Origin of the sequence: Limisphaera sp. 4302-co (assembly GCF_049537155.1) — a bacterium.
GTDB lineage: Bacteria > Verrucomicrobiota > Verrucomicrobiia > Limisphaerales > Limisphaeraceae > Limisphaera.
In genome coordinates, this window is the sequence record NZ_JBMVQZ010000004.1 from 20710 (window position 1) to 41236 (window position 20527).

At 66.2% G+C, this 20527-nt stretch carries 15 protein-coding genes and 1 tRNA gene; 7 read left to right on the forward strand and 9 right to left on the reverse strand.

Annotation, left to right across the window (positions count from 1 at the left end):
* Positions 1-26 precede the first annotated feature (26 nt).
* Positions 27-1028, reverse strand: coding sequence for a PLP-dependent cysteine synthase family protein (locus ACPDIX_RS05535; RefSeq protein WP_423430784.1), 1002 nt, complete (start codon positions 1026-1028; stop codon positions 27-29).
* Between the two features lie 147 nt (positions 1029-1175).
* On the opposite strand from ACPDIX_RS05535, the gene ACPDIX_RS05540 reads away from it, so the two are divergent.
* Positions 1176-2450, forward strand: coding sequence for an MFS transporter (locus tag ACPDIX_RS05540; protein WP_423430785.1), 1275 nt, complete (start codon positions 1176-1178; stop codon positions 2448-2450).
* Positions 2451-2495: 45 nt separating this feature from the next.
* Here the strand turns inward: ACPDIX_RS05540 and ACPDIX_RS05545 are convergent, their stop codons facing one another.
* Both ACPDIX_RS05545 and tyrS read right to left on the reverse strand, forming a co-directional pair.
* Positions 2496-3794 (reverse strand): MFS transporter, encoded by a 1299-nt coding sequence (locus ACPDIX_RS05545; protein WP_423430786.1) that lies wholly within the window; start codon positions 3792-3794, stop codon positions 2496-2498.
* Positions 3795-3855: 61 nt separating this feature from the next.
* Positions 3856-5130 (reverse strand): tyrosine--tRNA ligase, encoded by a 1275-nt coding sequence (gene tyrS / locus ACPDIX_RS05550; protein WP_423430787.1) that lies wholly within the window; start codon positions 5128-5130, stop codon positions 3856-3858.
* A 463-nt stretch (positions 5131-5593) separates the two neighbouring features.
* On the opposite strand from tyrS, the gene gyrB reads away from it, so the two are divergent.
* The 3 genes from gyrB to ACPDIX_RS05565 all read left to right on the forward strand — a co-directional run bounded on the left by gyrB (position 5594) and on the right by ACPDIX_RS05565 (position 12324).
* A complete protein-coding gene (gene gyrB / locus ACPDIX_RS05555; protein ID WP_423430788.1) occupies positions 5594-8122 on the forward strand; it encodes a DNA topoisomerase (ATP-hydrolyzing) subunit B in 2529 nt (842 codons plus the stop codon).
* A gap of 56 nt (positions 8123-8178) precedes the next feature.
* Positions 8179-10863 carry a DNA gyrase subunit A gene (gene gyrA / locus ACPDIX_RS05560; protein WP_423430789.1) on the forward strand — a complete coding sequence of 895 codons (2685 nt, stop codon included), beginning with the start codon at positions 8179-8181 and terminating at the stop codon, positions 10861-10863.
* Positions 10864-10968: 105 nt separating this feature from the next.
* A complete protein-coding gene (locus ACPDIX_RS05565; protein ID WP_423430790.1) occupies positions 10969-12324 on the forward strand; it encodes a LysM peptidoglycan-binding domain-containing protein in 1356 nt (451 codons plus the stop codon).
* Between the two features lie 15 nt (positions 12325-12339).
* Here ACPDIX_RS05565 and ACPDIX_RS05570 read toward each other — a convergent pair whose 3' ends face one another.
* Together ACPDIX_RS05570 and ACPDIX_RS05575 are read right to left on the reverse strand one after the other, a co-directional pair.
* Positions 12340-13392 (reverse strand): Gfo/Idh/MocA family protein, encoded by a 1053-nt coding sequence (locus ACPDIX_RS05570; protein WP_423430791.1) that lies wholly within the window; start codon positions 13390-13392, stop codon positions 12340-12342.
* Between the two features lie 48 nt (positions 13393-13440).
* Positions 13441-14286, reverse strand: a complete 846-nt coding sequence (locus tag ACPDIX_RS05575) for a sugar phosphate isomerase/epimerase family protein (RefSeq protein ID WP_423430792.1) — start codon at positions 14284-14286, stop codon at positions 13441-13443.
* 258 nt (positions 14287-14544) lie between these two features.
* Between ACPDIX_RS05575 and ACPDIX_RS05580 the strand changes: the two genes are divergently transcribed.
* From ACPDIX_RS05580 to ACPDIX_RS05590, 3 genes are all read left to right on the forward strand, one after another.
* Positions 14545-15036 carry a Spy/CpxP family protein refolding chaperone gene (locus tag ACPDIX_RS05580; protein ID WP_423430793.1) on the forward strand — a complete coding sequence of 164 codons (492 nt, stop codon included), beginning with the start codon at positions 14545-14547 and terminating at the stop codon, positions 15034-15036.
* Between the two features lie 418 nt (positions 15037-15454).
* Positions 15455-15529: transfer RNA gene (locus ACPDIX_RS05585), tRNA-Val, on the forward strand.
* Between the two features lie 234 nt (positions 15530-15763).
* Entirely contained in the window at positions 15764-16639 is an 876-nt protein-coding gene (locus tag ACPDIX_RS05590) for a sugar phosphate isomerase/epimerase family protein (protein ID WP_423430794.1), read from the forward strand.
* 173 nt (positions 16640-16812) lie between these two features.
* Here ACPDIX_RS05590 and ACPDIX_RS05595 read toward each other — a convergent pair whose 3' ends face one another.
* From ACPDIX_RS05595 to ACPDIX_RS05610, 4 genes are all read right to left on the reverse strand, one after another.
* Positions 16813-17241, reverse strand: coding sequence for a hypothetical protein (locus ACPDIX_RS05595; protein WP_423430795.1), 429 nt, complete (start codon positions 17239-17241; stop codon positions 16813-16815).
* A gap of 378 nt (positions 17242-17619) precedes the next feature.
* Complete coding sequence (thiD, locus tag ACPDIX_RS05600; protein ID WP_423430796.1) at positions 17620-18411, reverse strand: bifunctional hydroxymethylpyrimidine kinase/phosphomethylpyrimidine kinase; 792 nt, start codon at positions 18409-18411, stop codon at positions 17620-17622.
* On the reverse strand, positions 18408-19262 hold the full coding sequence (locus ACPDIX_RS05605; protein WP_423430797.1) for a type II secretion system protein: 855 nt from the start codon (positions 19260-19262) through the stop codon (positions 18408-18410). Before ACPDIX_RS05605 ends, thiD begins: the two co-directional genes overlap by 4 nt.
* Positions 19263-19572: 310 nt before the next feature.
* A complete protein-coding gene (locus ACPDIX_RS05610) occupies positions 19573-20508 on the reverse strand; it encodes a 2-oxoacid:ferredoxin oxidoreductase subunit beta (RefSeq protein WP_423430798.1) in 936 nt (311 codons plus the stop codon).
* Between the last annotated feature and the right edge of the window lie 19 nt (positions 20509-20527).

A 20527-nucleotide genomic window follows, 5' to 3' on the forward strand; every position in this document is an offset into this window, starting at 1 on the left:
TTCTGGGGTTGCGGTACTGCATGGGGTTACCGGGGAGGTTCCAATCCTTCCCGGAGTTCTCGCGCGTGTTTGGCCAGGTTGGTCGTGTATTTGAAGACGTTGTCGGGAAAGATCATGACGCCCAGCCCCTCGCGATCGCGTTCGATGATCCGCCGCGCGCCCTCCAGGATCAGACCGGAGCTGGGCCCGGCCAACAGTCCTTCCTGCCTGCAGAGATCCAGGGCGCGGTGGTAGGCCAGTTCGAAGTCGATCTCCAGCAGATCGTCAATCAGCGAGGGATCGAAGAGCTTGGAAACGGCCAGTTGCTCCACGTTGCGCAGTCCGGGCACGTCGTGGCCGGGTGTGGGCTGCACGGCCACGATGCGGATGCGCGGATTCTTTTCTTTCAGGAACCGGCCGGTGCCGGTGACGGTGCCGCAGGTGCCCAGGGAGACGAACAGATGGGTGATCCGGCCTTCGGTTTGTCGCCAAATCTCCGGGCCGGTGGTCCGATAATGGGCCTCCACGTTGGCCGGGTTTTCGTATTGATTGGGCATGGCGTAGCGATCTGCCTGCGCCCGGGCGTGTGTCTTGGCCAGGTTGATGGATCCGTCCCCCAAACCGGGCGCCGGGCAGAGTTCGTCGCTGACCACGTCCAGTTCGGCTCCGACGATCTTGAGCAGCAGCTTTTTCTCGGCGGGCACCTTGTTCGGTACGACGGCCCGCATGCGGTACCCGCGTGCACCGGCCATGGCCGCCAGACTCAAACCGGTGTTGCCGCTGGTCGGTTCCACGATGCCGCGGCGTTCGTTGACCTGGCCCTCCTCCTCCAGTCGGCGCAACATGGCCCAGGCCGCGCGATCCTTGACCGATCCGAACGGGTTGTACCACTCCAGCTTGGCAAACAGGTCAAAACGGTCCGACGGATTCAGCCGGCGGACACGGACCAAGGGCGTCGGGTTGTCCACGTCGGGCAACAGCTCGAAGATGCTGTCGTACACCCGCCTGGCGTGACCGGGCCCATGTGGAATCTGACCTGGCGTTTCCATGCGCTATGCGCAAACCAATAGGGCGGGGCGCAAATGGTGTCAAATTCGCGCGACAAACCGGGTTTTGTCCGCCCCGAGGTGTTGAGCCGGGGTGGGTCGGGTTGGGTTTTCCCTTGCAATCCGGGTGCGTGCGGTTCTTCTGCGGGGGTGCGTTTGGGTTGGATTCGAGCGGGTCACGGCCGGTGGGCGGCGTTGTTTTTCCTGCATGCCATGGCCATGGGGATGTGGTTCGTGCCGTTGAGCGCGTTGCTGGCGGGCACGGGCCATGACGGGTTGCGTCCGTACGCGTTTGCGGCCTCGGCGGTGGCGGCGTTTGTCTCGCCGCTGGTGTTCGGTGCGGTAGCGGATCGGCATGTGTCGCCGGTGCGGGTGGTCCGGGGTTTGGCGGTGGTGACGGGGGTGCTGATCCTGGCGACGACCTGGTGGCTGGGACGGGGCATTGGATCGGTTGGTGCGTGGATATGGATCCAAGCAGTGGCGCTGGCGATGGCCCCCACCTTCAGTCTGTCCACGGCGGCGGTGTTGTCGCAGTTGACGGATTCGGGCCGGGAGTTTGGGCCGATCCGGGCGATGGCGACGGTGGGTTGGATGTGCGGTTGTTGGCTTACGAGTGCCGCGGGTGCGGATGGGTCGGTGTTGTCGGGTTACCTGTGTGGCGCGGCGTGGTTGTTGGTGGGGCTGTACACATGGCGGCTGCCGGAGGTGCCTCCGCCGGCGGTGGATCCGGGGAGGGGTTGGCGCGCGCGGTTGGGTTGGGATGCGCTTGGGCTGTTGCGGGACCGGGATCACCGGGTGGTGTATCTGACGGCGGGGCTGTTCAGTGTGAGCCTGGCGGGATTGTATCCATACACGCCGCCGCACTTGTCCGACCTGGGTTTTCGGCGGTTGAGCGCATGGATGTCGTTGGCGCAGGTGAGCGAGGTGGTGGCGTTGTTCCTGCTGGGGAGCCTGTTGGTTCGATGGCGTCTGAAATGGACGATGGTGCTGGGGCTGGCGGCCGGGGCGTTGCGACTGGGCTTGTGTGCGGTGGACCGTCCCTTGCCTGTGTTGCTGGGTGTGGCGTTGCACGGTGTGGCTTTTGCCTGTGTGATGATCACTGCCCAGGTGTACGTGGCGGAGCGGATCGGACCAGGCTGGCGCGCACGTGCGCAGGCGCTGCTGACGCTTCTGACTATGGGGTTGGGGAGTTTGATCGGCTACCTTGGATGCGGGCTCTGGTTTGCGATCTGTGCCGGGGGATCGGGTGAGGCGGATTGGACGCGCTTTTGGAGTGGTCTGGCCCTGTGGACCGTGGCGGTGCTGGTGTACTTCCTGGGGGCGTACCACGGACGGAGAGGTGGCTGGCGCAGGGCGGGACCGGCGGAGGTGGCCGAGCCGTTGAAGGCGGGGATGCCGGTTTCGCCGGGCGGCGCAGGCGGGTGAGGGGCGTTCGCGGCGGTGTGGCCGGTCGGGGTCGTGGCCGGGAGCTCAGGTGTCGAGGCGGCCGTAGCGCCGGACCTCGGGCCAGATGAAGGCCACGGCCAGCACGCTCAGGAGGGTGCCGATTCCACCGAGGACGACCGAGGCGATGGCGCCGGTGGCGATGGAATGGCCGAGTGCCGGACCGCACCAGTGTGCGACCGTGCCGGCGCGAAAACCGCCGAGTTCGTTCGAGGTGCCGATGAACAGGCTGTTGACTGCCGAGACGCGGCCGCGCTTTTCGTCCGGGGTCAGGAGCTGCACCAGTGTGTGACGGACGACGATGCTGACGTTGTCGGCCGCGCCGCAGATCAAGAGCAGCAGCCAGGAGCACCAGAACCATTGGGACAGCCCGAATCCAATGGTGGCCAGGCCGAACACGGCGACGGCCAGCAGCATGGTGCGGCCGGCGTGTTGGAGGGGGGGCCGGTGGGCCAGGATCAGGGCGCAGAGGACGGCGCCCAAGGGCATGGCGGCCTGCAGGAGGCCGAGACCGTCGGGACCGGCGTGGAGGATGTCGCGGGCGAAGATGGGCAGCAGGGCGGTGGCGCCGCCGAGCAGGACGGCAAAGAGATCGAGTGTGATGACCCCGAGCAACACGCGCTGGCTGAAGATGAAGCGAAATCCGGTGAGAAGGCTGGGGAAGGTGAGCGGTTCGGGCGGGTGACGGAGGGGCCGGGGCCGGATGGCGGTCATCAGGAGGAAACAAATCAGGTGCGCGAGGCTGAAGCAGAGGTAGACCACTGCCGGCCGGTGGGTCCAGGCCAGAACGGCGCCGCCGACGGCAGGGCCCACGACACAGGAGAGGTGGAAGGAGCTGCTGTTCCAAGCGACGGCGCGGGAGAAGAGTTGCCGCGGCACCAGTTGCGGAAGGAAAGCGGCGCTGGCAGGCCATTGGAAGGTGCGCGCCACGCCGGCGAGGAACAGAAGTAGGTAGATCCAGCCCACGGGGGCGTGTGTGGCGCTGACCCAGGTCAATCCCAGCCCGGCCAGAGTCATGGCGCCCGTGCAGAAGAGGACGATTTGGCGGCGGTCGTGGTTGTCCGCCACGTGTCCAGCCGGCAGGGTGAACAGGAGCATGGGAACCATCTGGACCAGGCCCACCAATCCGAGGGCGAGGGCGGTACCGGTTCGGTCGTAGAGTTCCCAGCCCACGGCCACCACGGCCATTTGTTGGCCGAAGACGGAGATCAACCGGCCGATCAGGTAGAGCAGGTAATCGCGGTTGCGCAAGACGGCATAGGGATCGGGTCCGGCGGGTCGCTCCGGATGGAGGGGCGGTTCCTCGGGAGCGGGGCTGGTGGTCATGGGGACGGTGCGGCGCCGGCGGCGGCTGTGCGGCGGGTAGGGTGTGTGGCGAGGCCCGGGTTCATTCCGCCGTGATGAGGACGTAGTGTTTGCGGCCCTTGCGCAGGAGCAGGTGACGACCGAAGAGCAGGTCGTCGGCCCGAACCCGGCGTTGGATGCGGTTTTCGCGGACGTTGTTGACGTAGATCCCGCCGCCCTCGATGTCTTTTCGGGCCTGGCTCTTGGAGGGAGCCAAACCGGCCCGGACGATCAAGTCCACCAGGGGCGCGCCTTCGCCGTCCAGTTCGGTGCGGGGCAGGTGGAGGGTGGGGACCTCGTCCATGATTTCGTGGAAGGTGGATTCGGGGATGCCTTCCAACCCGCCGCCGAAGAGGACTTCGCTGGCGCGGACGGCTTCCTGTGCCGCTGTTGGGCCGTGGACCAGTTCGGTCACGGCCCGTGCCAGGGCGCGGTGGGCGGTACGGGCACCGGGATTGCGCTGGTGTTCGGCCTCCAGGGCGCCTATCTCGTCCTGACTCAGGAAGGTGAAGTATTTGAGGTAACGGATGACGTCGCGGTCGTCGGTGTTGATCCAGAACTGGTAAAAGCGGTAGGGGCTGGTCTTGTTGGGGTCGAGCCACACGCTGCCGGACTCGGTCTTGCCGAATTTGGTGCCGTCGGCCTTTGTGACCAATGGGAGGGTGAGCCCGTAAGCGGTGCGGCCGAGTTTTTTGCGGATCAGATCGATGCCGGCGGTGATGTTGCCCCACTGGTCGCTGCCGCCGATCTGGAGTTCGCACTGGTGGTCGCGGCATAGGACGTAGAAGTCGTAGGCCTGCAGCAGCATGTAACTGAACTCGGTGTAGCTGAGGCCGGCCTCGCGATCCTCCAGCCGGGCCCGCACGCTCTCCTTGGTCAGCATTTGGTTGATGGAAAAGTGCTTGCCGATGTCGCGGAGGAAATCGAGGTAGGTGACCGACGCCGTCCAATCGGCGTTGTCCAGCAGTCGAGCCGGATTGGTGCGCGACTCGAAATCGAGCAACCGTTCCAGTTGCGGGCGGATGGACTCGAGGTTGGCGCGGATCTGTTCCTTGGTCAGCAGGGGCCGTTCGGTGCTTTTGCCGCTGGGATCGCCGATGCAGCCGGTGGCTCCGCCGGCCACTGCGATGGGGTGATGGCCGAACTGCTGGAAACGGCGCAGGGCCAGCAGGGGCACCAGATGCCCCACATGCAGGCTGTCGGCGGTGGGATCGAACCCGCAGTACAGTGTCCATGGGTGGGTCCGACCCTGAAGTGCCGCCGCGTCGGTGCAGTCGGCGATCAATTCCCGCCAGCACAACTCCTGCCAGATGTTCATGGCACGCATCGGCGCGCAGGGTAAAACGCGGGCCGGCGGTTTGCCAACGGGCAATCGGCTTGGTGGTGTGTGGCCCAGGTGCTGCGGGCCCGGCATCCGGCCGCCGGGCGCGGAGCGCCTGCTCGGGCGGGCCGGTTGACCAACCGATGCTTGCCCGGCCGGCAAGTTCCTGCGGGGAGAGCGACCACCGGGCCGGGCCCTCCGGCGCCGGGTGCGGCTTCGGGCGGCAACGGAAAACGACGAGGCGCGGGAGGGCATGTTTTTGCCTCGTGCGAACCGCTTTTTCCGGCGGCAGCGGCCGGGGGTCCACGTGCGGCAGTGTAACATATTTGTTCACAATGACTTGTCCGGGCAGCGACAGGCGCTTCCCTGCCGAAAAGGCGATTGTGTCCGGGATGCAAATTTTTTATGATCAGGTCGGTCGGGGACTGATCTTCGACCGAGGTTCAAGAAGCGATTCTGTATGCCTGAAGAGACGTTGGAGACGCGGGCGGAGCAAAGCGCGGCAGTGGTTTCGACGGCCGAGCCGTATGACGCTTCCAAGATCGACAAGCTGGAGGGTCTGGAGGCGGTGCGGAAGCGGCCGGGCATGTACATTGGCGATCCGGACGAGCGCGGGTTGCACCATTGCGTGTTCGAGGTGCTGGACAACTCGATTGACGAGCACCTGGCCGGTTTTTGTCGCAAGATCGAGGTGGTGCTGCACGTGGACGGCTCGGTTTCGGTGCGCGACGACGGCCGGGGCATTCCGGTGGACATTCACCCCAAGTGGGGGATTCCGGCGGTGGAGCTGGTGCTGACGAATCTTCACGCCGGCGGGAAGTTCGGGCAGGGGGCGTACAAGTATTCCGGCGGCCTGCACGGTGTGGGTGCCAAGTGCGTGAACGCGCTGTCGGAGTGGTTCAAGGTGGAGGTCAGCCGCGACGGCAAGGTGTACTACATGGAGTTCAGCCGCGGCAAGACGGTCCGTCCGTTGGAGGTGATCGGCAAGTCGCGGCAGACCGGTACGTTGATCACCTTCAAGCCGGATCCGGAGATCTTCACCCTGACCACGGAATTCAAGTTTGATCTGTTGGCCAACCGGCTGCGGGAGCTGGCGTTTTTGAATCCCGGCCTGGAGATCACGCTGAAAGACGAGCGGGTGGAGCGCACCGAACGGTTCTTTTACAGGCACGGCATCGAGGAGTTCGTGCGGCAGATCAATCAGAGCCGGCAGGTGCTGCATCCGAAACCGATCGTGATCACCGGTCGCCGGGAGGTGGAGATCGAGGGCCGCCCGGAGGAGGTGTTCGTGGACTGCGTGCTCCAGTACCACGACGGCTACAACGATCAGATCCTTTGCTTTGCCAACTCGATTCCCAACCCGGACGGGGGCACGCATCTGACCGGGTTTCGGTCCGCCCTGACGCGGGCGATCAACCAGTACGCGCGGCAGCAGGGCTTGTTGAAGGAAAAGGATCCGACGCTGACGGGCGACGACGTGCGCGAAGGGTTGGTCTGTGTGTTGAGCGTGAAACTGCCGAACCCGCGCTTCGAATCACAGACCAAGGTCAAGCTGGTCAACACGGAGATTGAGGGGATTGTTTCGTCCGTCGTGTACGACGGGCTGATGAGCTACCTTGACGCCAACCCGGCGGTGGCGCGGAAGATCGTGGAAAAGGCGCTGCTGGCGGCGCGGGCGCGCGAGGCGGCACGGAGGGCGCGCGAGACGGTCCGCAAGACGGCGCTGACCGGCGGCGGCTTGCCCGGCAAACTGGCCGATTGTTCCGAGCGCGACCCCGCCCAGTGCGAGCTATTCATCGTGGAGGGGGACTCGGCAGGCGGCTCGGCCAAGCAGGGTCGGGACCGGCGCTACCAGGCCATCCTGCCGATCCGCGGCAAGCTCATCAACGTGGAGAAGGCGCGGCTGGACAAGGTGCTGGACAATGCCGAGATCCGGACCATGATCACGGCCATCGGCACGGGCATCGGCAACGGGGAGGGCGAGGGCGCGTTCAACATTGAGAAGCTCCGGTATCACAAGATCATCCTCATGACCGACGCGGACGTGGACGGCTCGCACATCCGCACGTTGCTCCTGACGTTCTTCTACCGGCAGATGCCCGAGCTGATCAAACGCGGCCATGTGTACATCGCACAGCCTCCCCTGTACCAGGTCACCCGGAAGAAACGGGTGGAATACGTCGAGGACGAGGCGCAGTTGAACCGGATCCTCATCCGGCTCGGGGCCGAGGAGGTTCGCCTCCGCAACCTGGCGGACCAGCGGGAACTTTCACAGAAGCAACTGGAGGAAACACTGGGCCTGTTGGACCAGTTGGACAAGTACGCGCGGGCGCTGGCCCGGCACGGGGCGGATTTCGCCGACTACATCGAACACCGCCACCCGGTCAACCACGAGCTGCCGCGGCACCTCGTCCGGGTGCGCCAGGGCAACGACGAGCAGGTGCACTACTTCCACACCGAACAACAACTGCGCGAGTTCGGCGATGCCAATCCGGACCTGGGCCTCTTCGGTGACGAGGAGGAGGCGCAGCCCCCCGGCAAATCCCGCAACGGCCCGACGCGCCGGGCCGTTCACGTCGAGCTGCATGAGAGCAAGGCCATCGGCGAGCTTTTGCGGAAGCTCGAAAGCAAGGGGTTCCATCTCGAACATTACGCCGCGCAGGACCAGCCGTTGTTCGAGCTCATCGAGGGCGAGGGCGAGGAGGCCCGGGTGCGGCCGCTGTTTTCCATTCCGGAGATTCTGACGGCGGTGAAGGAGGTGGGACGGCGCGGCCTGCAGATCAAACGCTTCAAGGGTCTGGGCGAGATGAATCCCAAGGAACTTTATGAAACCACGATGGACCCGGCCCGGCGCAAGTTGTTGCGCATCGAGCTGACCGATGCCGTGGAGGCCGAGCGGATGTTCACCACCCTCATGGGGGAGGAGGTCGAACCGCGCCGGCGCTTCATCGAGGACAACGCGTTGAGCGTGCGCAATCTGGACATTTGATTCAGCGGGCGGGGCGTCCGGTGCCCGTCCACCCTTTTCGCGAGCGATTCTGATCCATGCCAGAGACACCCGAATCTCACTCCGCGGCGGCTCCGCAACCCGCCGGTGAAAAGGTCGCCACCGTCAACGTGGCCGAGGAGATCAAGAGCTGTTTCCTCGACTACTCGATGTCGGTGATCATCTCGCGCGCCCTGCCGGACGTGCGCGACGGGCTGAAACCGTCGCAACGGCGCATCCTGTATGCGATGCACGAGCTGGGCGTGTGGCCCAACCGGAAACACGTCAAGTGCGCCAAAATCGTCGGGGAGACGATGGGGAATTACCACCCGCACGGCGATCAGGCCATCTACCCCACGCTGGTGCACATGGCCCAGCCGTGGTCCATGCGCGAGCCGCTGGTGGACGGGCAGGGCAATTTCGGTTCCATCGAGGGCGATCCTCCGGCGTCCATGCGGTACACCGAGGCGCGTCTGGCGCCGCTGGGGGCCCTGCTGATGCAGGACATGGACAAGGACACGGTGGACTTCGTGCCCAACTACGACGACACGCGGACCGAGCCCTCCGTCTTTCCGGCCGCCTTTCCCAATCTGCTGGTCAACGGGGGCACGGGCATTGCCGTGGGCATGGCCACCAACATCCCGCCGCACAACCTCGGCGAAGTGATTGACGCCGTCTGCGCCCAGATCGACAACCCGGACATATCCGTCGAGGAGTTGATGTGCCTGATGCCGGGGCCGGATTTCCCCACCGGCTGTATGGTGTGCGGCCGCGCGGGGATCCGCCAGTATTACGAAACCGGTCGCGGCACCCTGAAGGTGCGCGGGCGCGTCCATGTGGAGGAACTCAAAGGTGGCCGCGAGCAGATCGTGATCACCGAGATCCCCTTCGGGGTGAACCGGGCCGCCCTGGTGGAGCGCATCGCCGAGCTGGTCAACCAGAAGACTCCCGGTCTGGCCGACATTACCGGGATCCGCGATGAATCGGACGAAAACACCCGCGTGGTGTTGGAGATCAAGCGCGACGCGACGCCCAAGGTGATCATCAACAACCTCTATCGCCTGACGCAGTTGGAAAGCACCTTTGCGGTCAACATGCTGGCGATCGACCGCGGCCGGCCGCGCCTGTTGACCCTGAAGGATGCGCTGGGCTGTTACATCGAGCACCGGCGTGAGGTCATCCTGCGCCGGACACGCCACGAGCTGCGCAAGGCCGAGGAACGGGCCGAGATTCTGGAAGGTTATCTCATTGCCCTGGCCAACCTCGACGAGTTCATCCGGATCATCCGCAACTCGCGCACGCGCGAGGAGGCCCGGGTCAAACTGCTGGCCTTCGAATGGACCCGCCAGCAGATCGAGGCGTGGCACATCCACCTCCGTCACGAGGACCGGCTGGTGAACGGTCGCTATGCCCTGTCCGAGGCGCAGGTGGACGCGATCCTGGAGCTGCGGCTCTATCAGTTGACCGGGCTCGAGATTGACAAGGTCATCCGGGAGTATCGCGACTTGTTGGAGAAGATTCGCGACCTGCAGGACATCCTGGCACGCGAGGAACGGTTGCTGGGGATCATCAAGGACGAACTGCAGGAGGTGAAACGGAAGTACGCCACGCCGCGCCGGACGGAGATCCTCGAGGAGGCCGGCGACATGGCCATTGAAGATCTGGTGGCCAACGAGCCGGTGGTCATCACCCTCACACACAACGGCCTGATCAAGCGCACCCAGCTGAGTGCCTACCGGGCCCAACACCGCGGCGGCAAGGGCGTGATCGGCATGGGCACAAAAGAAGGCCCGACCCCGGAGGGCGAACCGGCCGACTTCATCGAGCACCTTTTCGCCGCCAGCACCCATGACCATCTCATGTTCTTCACCAACACCGGTCGCGTGCACGTCGAGCGCGTGCTGGAGATACCGGACATGAGCCGGACGGCCCGGGGCCGCAGCATTGCCAATTTGCTGGAACTCAGGGAGGGGGAGCGCATCGCCGCGTTGATCCGCATCCCGTCGCGGACCGATGCCGCGCGCCGGGACGTGACCTGGTCGCAACCCGGCTACCTGTTCTTTGCCACCCGGCTGGGCAAGGTCAAAAAGACCGCGTTGGAAGAATTCGCCCACGTTCGCAAAGGCGGCATCATTGCCATCGGCATCGAGGAGGGGGACACCGTCATTGACGTGAAATGGACCTCCGGCCGGGACGAGGTGGTCCTCATCACCCGGCAGGGGATGAGCATTCGGTTTTCCGAGGAGGAGGTCCGTCCCATGGGCCGGCCGGCGGCGGGTGTGCGGGGCATCGAATTGGAGCCGGGCGACGAGGTGGTCGCCATGGCCGTGGTCCAGCCGGACGCGACGTTGTTGGTCGTGGGCGAAAACGGCCTGGGCAAACGCACGTCGTTCGACGAATACCGGACCCAGGGACGGGGTGGCAAAGGCATCATCACCATGAAAACCACCGAGCGAACCGGGCCGGTGGTGGGTGCGCTGACGGTGCGGGACTCCGACCAGATCATGCTGATCACCTGGCGGGGGCAGATGATCCGGACCTGGGTGCACGGCATCCGCGAGGCCGGTCGCAACACCCAGGGGGTGAAGATCATTGACCTGGAGGAGGGGGACCGGCTTCAGGCCGTGGCGCCGGTGATCGCGGAACATGAGGAGGACGCCGTGGTGGACCGGTCGCTGCCGCGGGCGGGCCGGCCGCCGGCGCCGGATCAGGCGGCCCCGGACGGGGAGGCCGCCGGGACGTAAGATCCGCCGCGGCCGCGCGGGTGCGCCGCGCCGCCGGTGGGGCTCGGTTGGCCGTTGCCACGGGTGCCCCGATGTGGCATGGATGCCGGCGGGGCAGCCGCTGTTATGCGCGGACGAATCTGGTTGTACCTTTCGCTGGGTGCCAACGTGGTCCTGGCCGCCGGCTGGTGGACCGCCTGGAGGCATCGGGCCACGGCACCGGAGCCGTCACCGGTTGCCCTCACCAACACGGCGGCAGCCGCGCCGCTCACCCGCACGAATTTCGTCCCCCGCCGCCAGTTCTTTCACTGGAGCGAAATCGAATCGCCCGACTACGCCACCTACGTGGCCAACCTGCTTGCCATCGGTTGTCCGGAACAGACCATTCGGGACATCATCATCGCCGACGTGAACGCCCTGTTTGCGCGGCGCCGGGCCACGGAGGTGATGACACCCCAGCAACAGTGGTGGCGGACCCAGCCGGATCCGGAGGTCGAAGCCCGGGCTCGCGCCCAGTTGGAGGCCCTGGAGACCGAGCGGCGCGCCCTTTTGACGGCCCTGCTGGGTCCCGGTTGGGAGACGGGCGACCAGATCAGCCTGCCGCGTCCCTCCCAGCCCGGCCTGGCCCTGGACGGCCCCTTGTTGGGGCCTTTGCCGGCCGAGGTGAAACAACAGGTTCAGGACAGCTACCGCCGTCACCAGGAACGATGGGCCGCCCTCCAGCAGCTTGCCGTGGCGGAACAGCGCACGGTCACACAGGCCGAGCAGTTCCGCCTCCAACAACAGTGGGAACAGGAATTGGCCGGCATCCTGTCGCCCGCACCACTGGAAGAACTGCTGCTCCGGTACTCTCCCACGGCTCGGGCGTTGCGGGAGGAACTGGCGCAACTGGGCGGGCTTGAGCTCACGCCCGACCAGTTCCGCGCCTGGTTCCATGCACGCCGGCGGTACGAACAGGCATGGGCCGCGCTGGCCGAGTCGGACAGCCCCGCCACCGCCCAGCAATTGCAGCAACTGGAGGCGCAGTACCGGGAGGCGATCCGGCTGGCGTTGGGCGAAGACCGTTACCGGCTGTACCAGCGATTGCAGGATCCCGAGTATCGCGCGGCCCTTGCCGATGCCCAACGGAGCGGTCGGCCCGAACTGGCTGACACTTTCCACGCCATCCGCCAGGCCCTGGCCGAGGAGGTCGCCCGGGTCCAGACCAACACCGGCCTGACAGCGCTCCAACGGGAAATCCAGCGGCGCCAGCTCGAGCTGGAAGCCTTGAAGGCGCAGGCCGAGGTGTTGGGCGAGGGATTGCCGGAGCCTCCTCCTCCGCCGACGCTGCGGGCACACACCTATCGGGCCGGGGAAACGATCATCAGCCTGGCCGTCCAGTACGACGTGCCGTTGAGCGCCATTCTCAAGGCCAATCCGGGGCTGGACTTTCACCGGCTCCGCCCCGGGGACACGATCTACATCCCGGTGCCGTCGCAGTGAGCCGCGCGCGGGTCCTCACGCCACGGAGACCAGTCGGCCCGTGCGAGCCGAGCGCTCTTCAGCGGCGCAGATGGCCACGGCGCGAAGGGCGTCCGAGGCCGTGACCCGCCGCGGGGGTCGTCCCTGCCGGATACACGTCACGAAGTACCGCAGTTCCTCGACGTAGCCGTCCGTGTGGGGCAGGGGGATGGTTTCGGCGGGATGGCCGTCCCGGTGGAGGCGCAACGCCTCCGGGCCGCGCGCCAGATCGAATTCCGCGGTTGCGCGTTCGAAGTTCACGGTGAAGGTCATCTGGAAGGGGTAATCGCCGTTCATGATCCAGCTGCCCTCCGCGCTCACCACGGCGTCCCCCTCGACGACGTACTGGGTGACCAGGTGATCAACGGCCCCGCTGAAACGGGTCAGGCCCCGCGTGAAGACCGCGCGCGGCGGGCCGAAACAGAACTGGACGAAATCGGTGTCGTGGATGTGCAGATCGAGCAGGGCGCCGCCGGATGCCTCGCCGCGGAAATAGGTGGCGCGGCTCCAACCCGGCGGGGTGCTGACGCGCCGGAACCGCGCGGCCAGCACGCGGCCAAAGGTCCGCCGCCGGATCCGTTCGGCCACCCAGTCCCAGCCCGGCCAGAATCGCATGCACATCGCGGGCATGAAAAAGGTGTGCGCTTTTTCGACCGCCTGCACGAGGCGACGGGCTTCACGGACGGTGCGGGCCAGCGGTTTCTCGCACAGCACGTGCTTGCCCGCCTGCAGCGCCGCGATGGAGAGGGGTACGTGCAACGGCGTGGGCACGCAAAGGTCCACCAGTTCCACCTCCGGGTCAGCCAGCAAATCGTGGGCGTCCTCGTAAAAGCGCGTGTGGCTGGGCAGTGGCCGGGCGTCGGCCGCGCTCAGGTTGCCCCCCACACCCGGCAGGAGACCGTTCACCGGTCGTTTCACCGGGTCGCTGACAGCCGCGATGGTCACCCCGGGGATCTTCTCGTAGGCGCGCAGATGCGTCAGGCCCATGAAACCCAGTCCCACGACGCCCACGCGCACCGTTCGGTCGGTTGAGGAGGTTCGCCTGCTCATGTGAGTGCTCCGAGTGAGAGGAAGCCTGCCGGCATGTGGAGGAGGGAATCACCGCGGTGCGTCGAAGCGTGCGACGAACTCGCGCGCGGCCCGGATGTCTTCCACGCGCCGGTTGCCTGCCTCGCGTTCGATGCACAGGTTGCCGTCGAATCCGATTTCGGCCAGGGTGCGGAAGAAGGCCGGCCAATCCACATCGCCCGTGCCCAGCACGACCTCTTCGCCCCAGGTGCCGGGAACACGTGTGCGGCGGGCATCCTTCAGGTGACACTGGCGCAACCAGGGGGCCAACACGCGCAGGGCCTGCACTGGATCGCCCTTGTCGTACAGGATCATGTTGGCCGGGTCGAAGTTCACCCCCACGTTGGGCCGGTTCAATCGGGTCAGAAACCCGGCCAGCGTCTCGGCCGTTTCCTGGCCCGTTTCAAAGGCCAGTTGGATGCCGGCCTCGCCGAAGCAGTCGGCCACGCGGCAAACGCGCTCGAACAACCGCTGACAGGCAGGGTCGCCCGGGTCTTCGGGCAGGAAACCCGCATGAAAGGTGACCAGGCGGATATGGAGACTGCGGGCGATGTCGCGCACGATTTGCACCCGGCGCCAGTTCTCCTCCCAATGTTCGTCCGGGACCAGACCGCCGGTCCGGCGGATGCTTTCCAAGGTGGAATAGTCCTCCCCCACGGTCGTGAACATTCCGGAAACGACCTCCACGCCATTGACGGCCAGGGACTCGCGCGTCAGGCGCCAGGCCACCGGCGATTCATGCAACGGGTCCAGCGCAAGCTGAATGCGGAACAGACCCACCTGCTCCAGCAGTCGAATCAAATGGTCCGTTCCCTCCGGCAGGAGTGACCAACTGCAGACGGCCAGGCGTTCCGCCAGTGATCGGGTCCCGTTCATCGTGCGCAGGCTCTACACCAGAAGGACCGCCCCTGTCCAGCACCGAGGTGGACGCGGGGACTGCTCCTTGCCAGCCAGCTTGCCCGGCCATGCCTTGGGGAGGGGTTCGGTCCGAGCTCCTTGCGGCCTGCTGGGGGCGGGAGGAGTAACCTGCACACCCCCGCCTGCGTCTGATGAGATGGAATGGCAAGGAGGGAAACCTCCCCAAAGGCCAGAACGATCAAACAAGCAGGACGAAACAGAACAGGAGGATCCAATATGAAAACGAACGTGTGGAAGCAGGTGTGGCTGGTGGGTTTGGCCACCCTCTTGGTTGGCGGCCCGACCTTGTGGGCCGCCGATGGCAGGCCGGCAGACCGACCGCCAAGGCGGTTGGGACCTCCTACCGGTGAACCGCCCGGGCCGGGTCTGCGGCGTGCCGATCAACCTCGGCCCGGCCGGCCGGGTGCGGACCTGCATCTGACGCAGGAACAGCGCGAAAAAATGCGCGCTGCCATGCAGGAATTCCGTGAGGAAGCCCAAAAGATTCGCCAGGACACCCAACTCTCACCCGAGCAACGGCGCGAGAAGATGCAAGCCCTCCGCGATAAGCAGACGGAAAAAATGAAGGAAATCCTCACACCGGAGCAGTTCGAAAAATGGCAGGAACTGCGCAATCGCCGGGGTCCGGCGGCGGGTCCGGGCCCGCGTCCGGACCGTCCGGGCCCGCGGCCCGAACGACGGCCCCCTCCACCACCGGCCGACCGTTGAGCGACGAGGTTGACGACGGGCGCGTGTCGGGCTCCTGGCGGGTTTTGCCCCCGGGACCGGCGTGTCCGAAACCGACGGGAAAAGCAGCGCCGCCGATGCAGCGGGGCTGCTTTTCTTTTCAAACGCGGGAGGCGTTTCGTAGGGATGGGAACAAAGGGTGTCCCGACGGCCGTCCCCGGCGCGGTTTCTGAAGAACCGCGGCGCCCCGTAAGGGCGGAGCGGCTGTGGGTTGGGCGGGACCTGCCGACGGACTCAGGCGGCCGCGGAGGCGTCCAGAGGTTCGGGCGGTCAAACGTCACGCGGGCCGGGCCGGCGGTCCGGCCTTGCGCCGGCTGGAAAGTTCCCAAGGTCGCTTCTGCCAAATTGCCCCATCGAAAGGCTTGAAAACGGCGCGGCCCGCGATACAGTGAAGTCGGTTGCGCGCTTAGCTCAGCGGTAGAGCATCAGTATCACACACTGGGGGTCGCAGGTTCAAATCCTGCAGCGCGCACCATATTTTTTTGTCCCCGTTTTCCGGCCGGCTCCACGGGATGGCCGGAGCCCGGCCCTGCCAGAGGTGCGGGTGCCCCTGCGGTGTGGGAGGGGCAGAGGTTTTACTTGGCAGCGGCCGTGGGTGCGGGTAGGGATGGGCAAGGCTCCGGGCCGTGCGGCAAAAGACCGCGGCGTGCGGACCGGTCGTGGCACGCGGAACCAGTCGGACCGGAGCGCCCGAACCGACGAGGATACCATGAGAACTGTTTCCTGGATGGCGAGCTTGGCGGCCGTCTTTGCATACGGCGGTGTGATCGTGGCGACGGCGGGGCCGATTCCTGACGAGGTGAAGATCGGCGGGTTTGCCGTCGGTTGTCAGGCCTGGACCTTCAACCGCTTTACGGCTTATGAAGCGGTGGAAAAGGCCGCGGCGGCGGGTGCCCGGGTGATCGAGTTCTACCCCGGACAGCGCCTGCGACCGGACAGCGACGAGCGGTGGGACCACAATGCTTCCGACGAGGTCATCGCCCGGATGAAGGAACACCTGGCCCGGCACGGGATCCGGCCGGTGAACTACGGTGTGGTGCACGGCCGGGACGAGGCCGAGTGGCGGCGGATCTTCGAGTTTGCGCGCAAGCTGGACCTCTACGCGGTCACCACCGAGGACGTGGACAAGCTGGATCTGCTGGAACGGCTGGCGCGCGAGTACGACATCCGCGTGGGCATCCACAATCATCCGCGCCGGCCCAATGACCCGGACTACCGGGTGTGGAGCCCGACCAACGTGCTGGAGATGGTCAGGAACCGTGATCCGCGCCTGGGTGCCGCGGCCGATACGGGACACTGGGCCACCTCGGGCATCGTGCCTTTGGAAGGACTCCGCCTGTTGGCGGGTCGCATCGTCAGCGTGCATCTGAAGGATCGGACCGCCATCGGGCGGCTGACGACCGACGTGCCCTACGGTGCGGGCGTGGTCAACGTCGGTGCCTTGCTGGAGGAACTGCGCCGCCAGGGTTTTGCGGGCAACATCTCCATCGAGTACGAGACCAAGTGGGAGAACAACGTTCCGGATGTGGCGCAGTGCATCGGGTTCTTCCGCGGGTACGCAGCCTGCCGCGCCGCAACGCATTGAACCGGGCACGGCCCGGACTCCTTCGACGGAGTTTCCCCGCTGTCAACCAATCGGATCCACGCCGGGCCGGTTGATCGGATTGCGGGCGCTCGCTTCGCCCGGGCGGGAACGGTTGGCCGCCGGTGGAGGCGGGTTTTGCAAGGGCCATCCCGGTCCGCTGCGGGGCGGGCGTTTCACTCCCAGAGCCGGTAAGGGAGCACGGTTTGCTCCATCAGCACGCCGCAGCGCGGGCAGTGGTCCGGGTTGTTCCACTCCCGAACGTTGTGCCATGAACCCCTCGGACAGACCAGGGGATACTGGATCCACCGGGACTGGCGCACCCCCGGAGGCCAGAGCTGGTTCAGGACCTGCTGGAACGGAGGCGGATGTTTGGGGGTTTCCACCCGTTTTCTGCCGGCCAGCGCGCCCGGGAAACCCCAGCGGGTGGACTGTTGCAGCGGACTGAGGACGGGCACCCGAAGCCGCACCACCGCGTCGTGCAGCTCCTTGCAGGTCTGGCAGAGGATCGTCTGGACGCTGAAGCGGAAGCCCGAGTCGGGTCCACCGGAGACGTGGGCGCGGTACTGGCACTTGGGACATTCGAAGATGAACGTTCGGCCCATGGCTTCCTGCGGCAACCTTCCTGCTTTTCTGTTGGAACCATAACCTTGCACGGCCGCATGGGCCAAGCCACGAGTGCGACCCGGGATCCGAAGGGGCGGCGGTTCTGGACGCGGCGTCTGGCGGGTTGGCGCAGGCGGTCGAAGTCTGAAGAAAGAAGATGCATGCGCACGACGGATGCCGGCATCGTGCAGCCGGTGATCGTGCACGGTCGCTGCCATGCCGGGGAGTTCCTCGGAGTCGCGAAGGACGCTGCAGGACAGGCTGAATCTCCAAGGCTTCGCAAGGCTGGAGTGCGTCAGCCGGCGGGTCCGGAGCCGGGCAACTCCGGCAAGGATGCGGCGGTCCCCGTGAAGCAGGCGGGTCGGGCCGGGCCGGGCTCAGGCCCCCGGGTGCAGGACGTCGTGGCGCGCGGCGCGGTAGGCCCCTGCAAGGGCCCGGGTGATGAATGCCTTCGCCGTTGTCACGGCCCGGACGAGTGACTCGCCACGGGCGAGGCAAGCCGTGACGGCAGCAGCATAGGTGCAGCCGGTGCCGTGGGTGTGGAGTCGGGCGATCCGCGGGGCTTCGAGCAGGAGCTCCTGTCTGCCGTCGTAGAACAGGTCCGGCGCGGTCCGCAGCCCTTTCAGGTGCCCGCCCTTGATGAGAACGGCGCAGCCGTGACGTTCGTGCAGGGACCGGGCTGCCTGCCTGAGATCTTCCATGTCCTTCAGCGGCCGGCCCACAAGCCATTGGGCTTCGGGCACGTTCGGCGTGACCAGGGTGGCCCGGGGCAACAGCTCGGCGGTGAGGACCCGCACCGCCCGCGGTTGCAGCAGGGGGGCGCCGCTGGTGGCCACCATCACCGGGTCCACCACCAGCGGAGGGTTGCCGGGGAAAGTGAACCCGGCGACCACGCGGATGATCGCGGGGGAATACAACATCCCGGTCTTGACGGCCCGCGGGGGCAGTTCGGCGCAGACCGCCTCCAGTTGCGCCCGGACCATGTCGGGTCGGAGGGGTTGCACGGCCCGGACCTCGCGTGGGTTCTGGGCAGTGACGCAGGTGATGGCCGATGTACCGTGCACGTGCAGGGCGGCAAAGGTCTTGAGATCGGCCTGGATGCCTGCGCCGCCGCCGCTGTCGGATCCTGCGATGGTCAGCGCGATGGGGCGGGAGGGGCGTCGGTTCATGGCGGGTCGGCGGTGACCGGTGCCGGTACGGTGGCATGTTCCCGCAGCCAGAGCAGATCGGCCGAGGGTTGGAAGGCCCAGTTCAGATGGGTCACGAATCGGGAACGGGCCATGCTCAGGGTCCACGGATCCTGCCAGCGCCGGACCTCGGCGTGGCCGTCGGCAAAACTGAGGGGGGAAGCCTTTCCGTGTTCGGCGGTGGGAAACTGGTAGAACATGGCCGACATGGCCACACCGAAGGCCGAGTGACAAAGCCAATCCGGCGCCACGTCCACGAATTGGAGTCGCTCAGCCGGCGCGGCTGCGGCCACTTGGTTCAGCGTGCGGAAATTGAGGTGGCGCGGGCTCAGGAGGAATTCGCCGCCGCCTTCGGGCAGGGTCCAGCCGAGATAGGCGTTGAGGGCGTAGGACCGAACCTTGGGCGTGCCGTCCACAAGCCCGTGATCGGCGGGACATTTGTAGAGGGTCGGATCGCGGACGTAGCCCGAAAAGGCGGCCAGGGCCGGATCGGTGAGGAAGGCCGCGTTGGTCAGGGTCGCCCGATGTTCCGGTGCGGCGGCGTGGGTGGCGCCGAGGACCCAGAGCCGCACGTTGGCGGCCGTCTGGCGCGTGCCATATCCGTTCGGCACGAGGCGGTCGTTGTTCTCTTGGGCGTACATCTGCCAGGCCAGCCCCAGTTGGCGGAGGTTGCCGAGGCAGACCGTGCGCGTGGCACGGGCCTTGGCGCGGCCGAGCGCCGGCAACAGCAGCGCGGCAAGCAGCGCCACCACGGCCATCACCGTGAGCAGTTCCATCAGGGTGAAGGCCCGGCGGGGCTCTCCCGCTCGTGCCTGTTTGTGTTCCATCGGCATGGGGCGCATGGCGACGGCCTCCGACTGGCAGCCTACTGCAGAAATCCGTTTGCGGCAATGGACGTGCCTGGTCGACCCGGGCGCGCCCGCCAAACGGGTGCAGCCGGTGCCCGGGGACCGGCGGGTCGGGTTGCGCGCCGAACCGACGGGGGCGGCCGGCGGGGCGGGGCCCTTCCTGTCTCAGATCGGGGGCTCTACGGTTCAAACGCACGAAGGCCGGGCAGCGGATGCAGAGTCTGCCCGGCCCTTGGGGAAAAGAGCAAACGGGAGCCGGCTGCTGCGTCTGCAGGCACCCGGCGGCCGCGCGCGATCATTTCATCCGGTCGAACGTCCGCTGAAGGATCTGCCAATCTTTCAGGTCTTTGACCTTTTCCCGGGCGGCCCGGATGATTTCCTGCTCCCGCTGGTTTCGCGTGGGGCGTTTGACCTGGTAGAAGATGCCGAAGTAGCCGGGGAAAGGTGCGTTGGCCAGTTCGTAGGCGGCCAGTTCGTCGGTGACGTCGTGGTTGGCCGGCACGGTGTTGAACACGCCGCCCTTTCGAGGGTTGGCACCGTCGAAGGCGCCCTCGTAGAACTCCACGCATTCGCTGAGGCACTCGACGAAGCTGAACCCCTCGTGTTGCATGGCCGCCTCCATCATTTGGAGGAGGTGATTGGGATTGGTGCTGATGGTGCGGGCGACGAAGGTGGCGCCGGCGGCGATGGCGGTCTTGATGGGGTTGAGCGGCTGGTCAACGGCGCCCCAGGGATCGGTTTTGCTCTTGAATCCGATGGGGGAGGTGGGCGAGGTCTGCTTTTTGGTCAGGCCGTAGACCTGGTTGTCCATGACCACCAGGGTCAGGTTGACGTTGCGCCGGGCGGCGTGGAGGAAGTGGTTGCCTCCGATGGAGAAGGCGTCTCCGTCGCCACTGAAGACGAAGACATGCAGATCGGGGCGGGTGAGCGACAGCCCCGTGGCAAAGGCCAGGGCCCGGCCGTGGATGAAATGGGCCCCGTGGGCCTGGACGAAGTAAGGAAACCGGCTGGAACAGCCGATGCCGGACACGCTCACGATTTTTTCGTGCCGGATTCTGGCGCGTTCCATCAACTTGAAGTAGATGGCCAGCACGGAGAAATCGCCGCAGCCGGGGCACCACGTGGGGTGATCGGCCGCAAGCTCGCGTTTGGTCAACGGCTTGGGTTCCTGGGCGGCCGGTGCGGCCGGCGGTTGACCGGTGGAGGATGGGACGGTGGTGGCAGTGCTCATGGTCTGGCTCCTGGCTGAA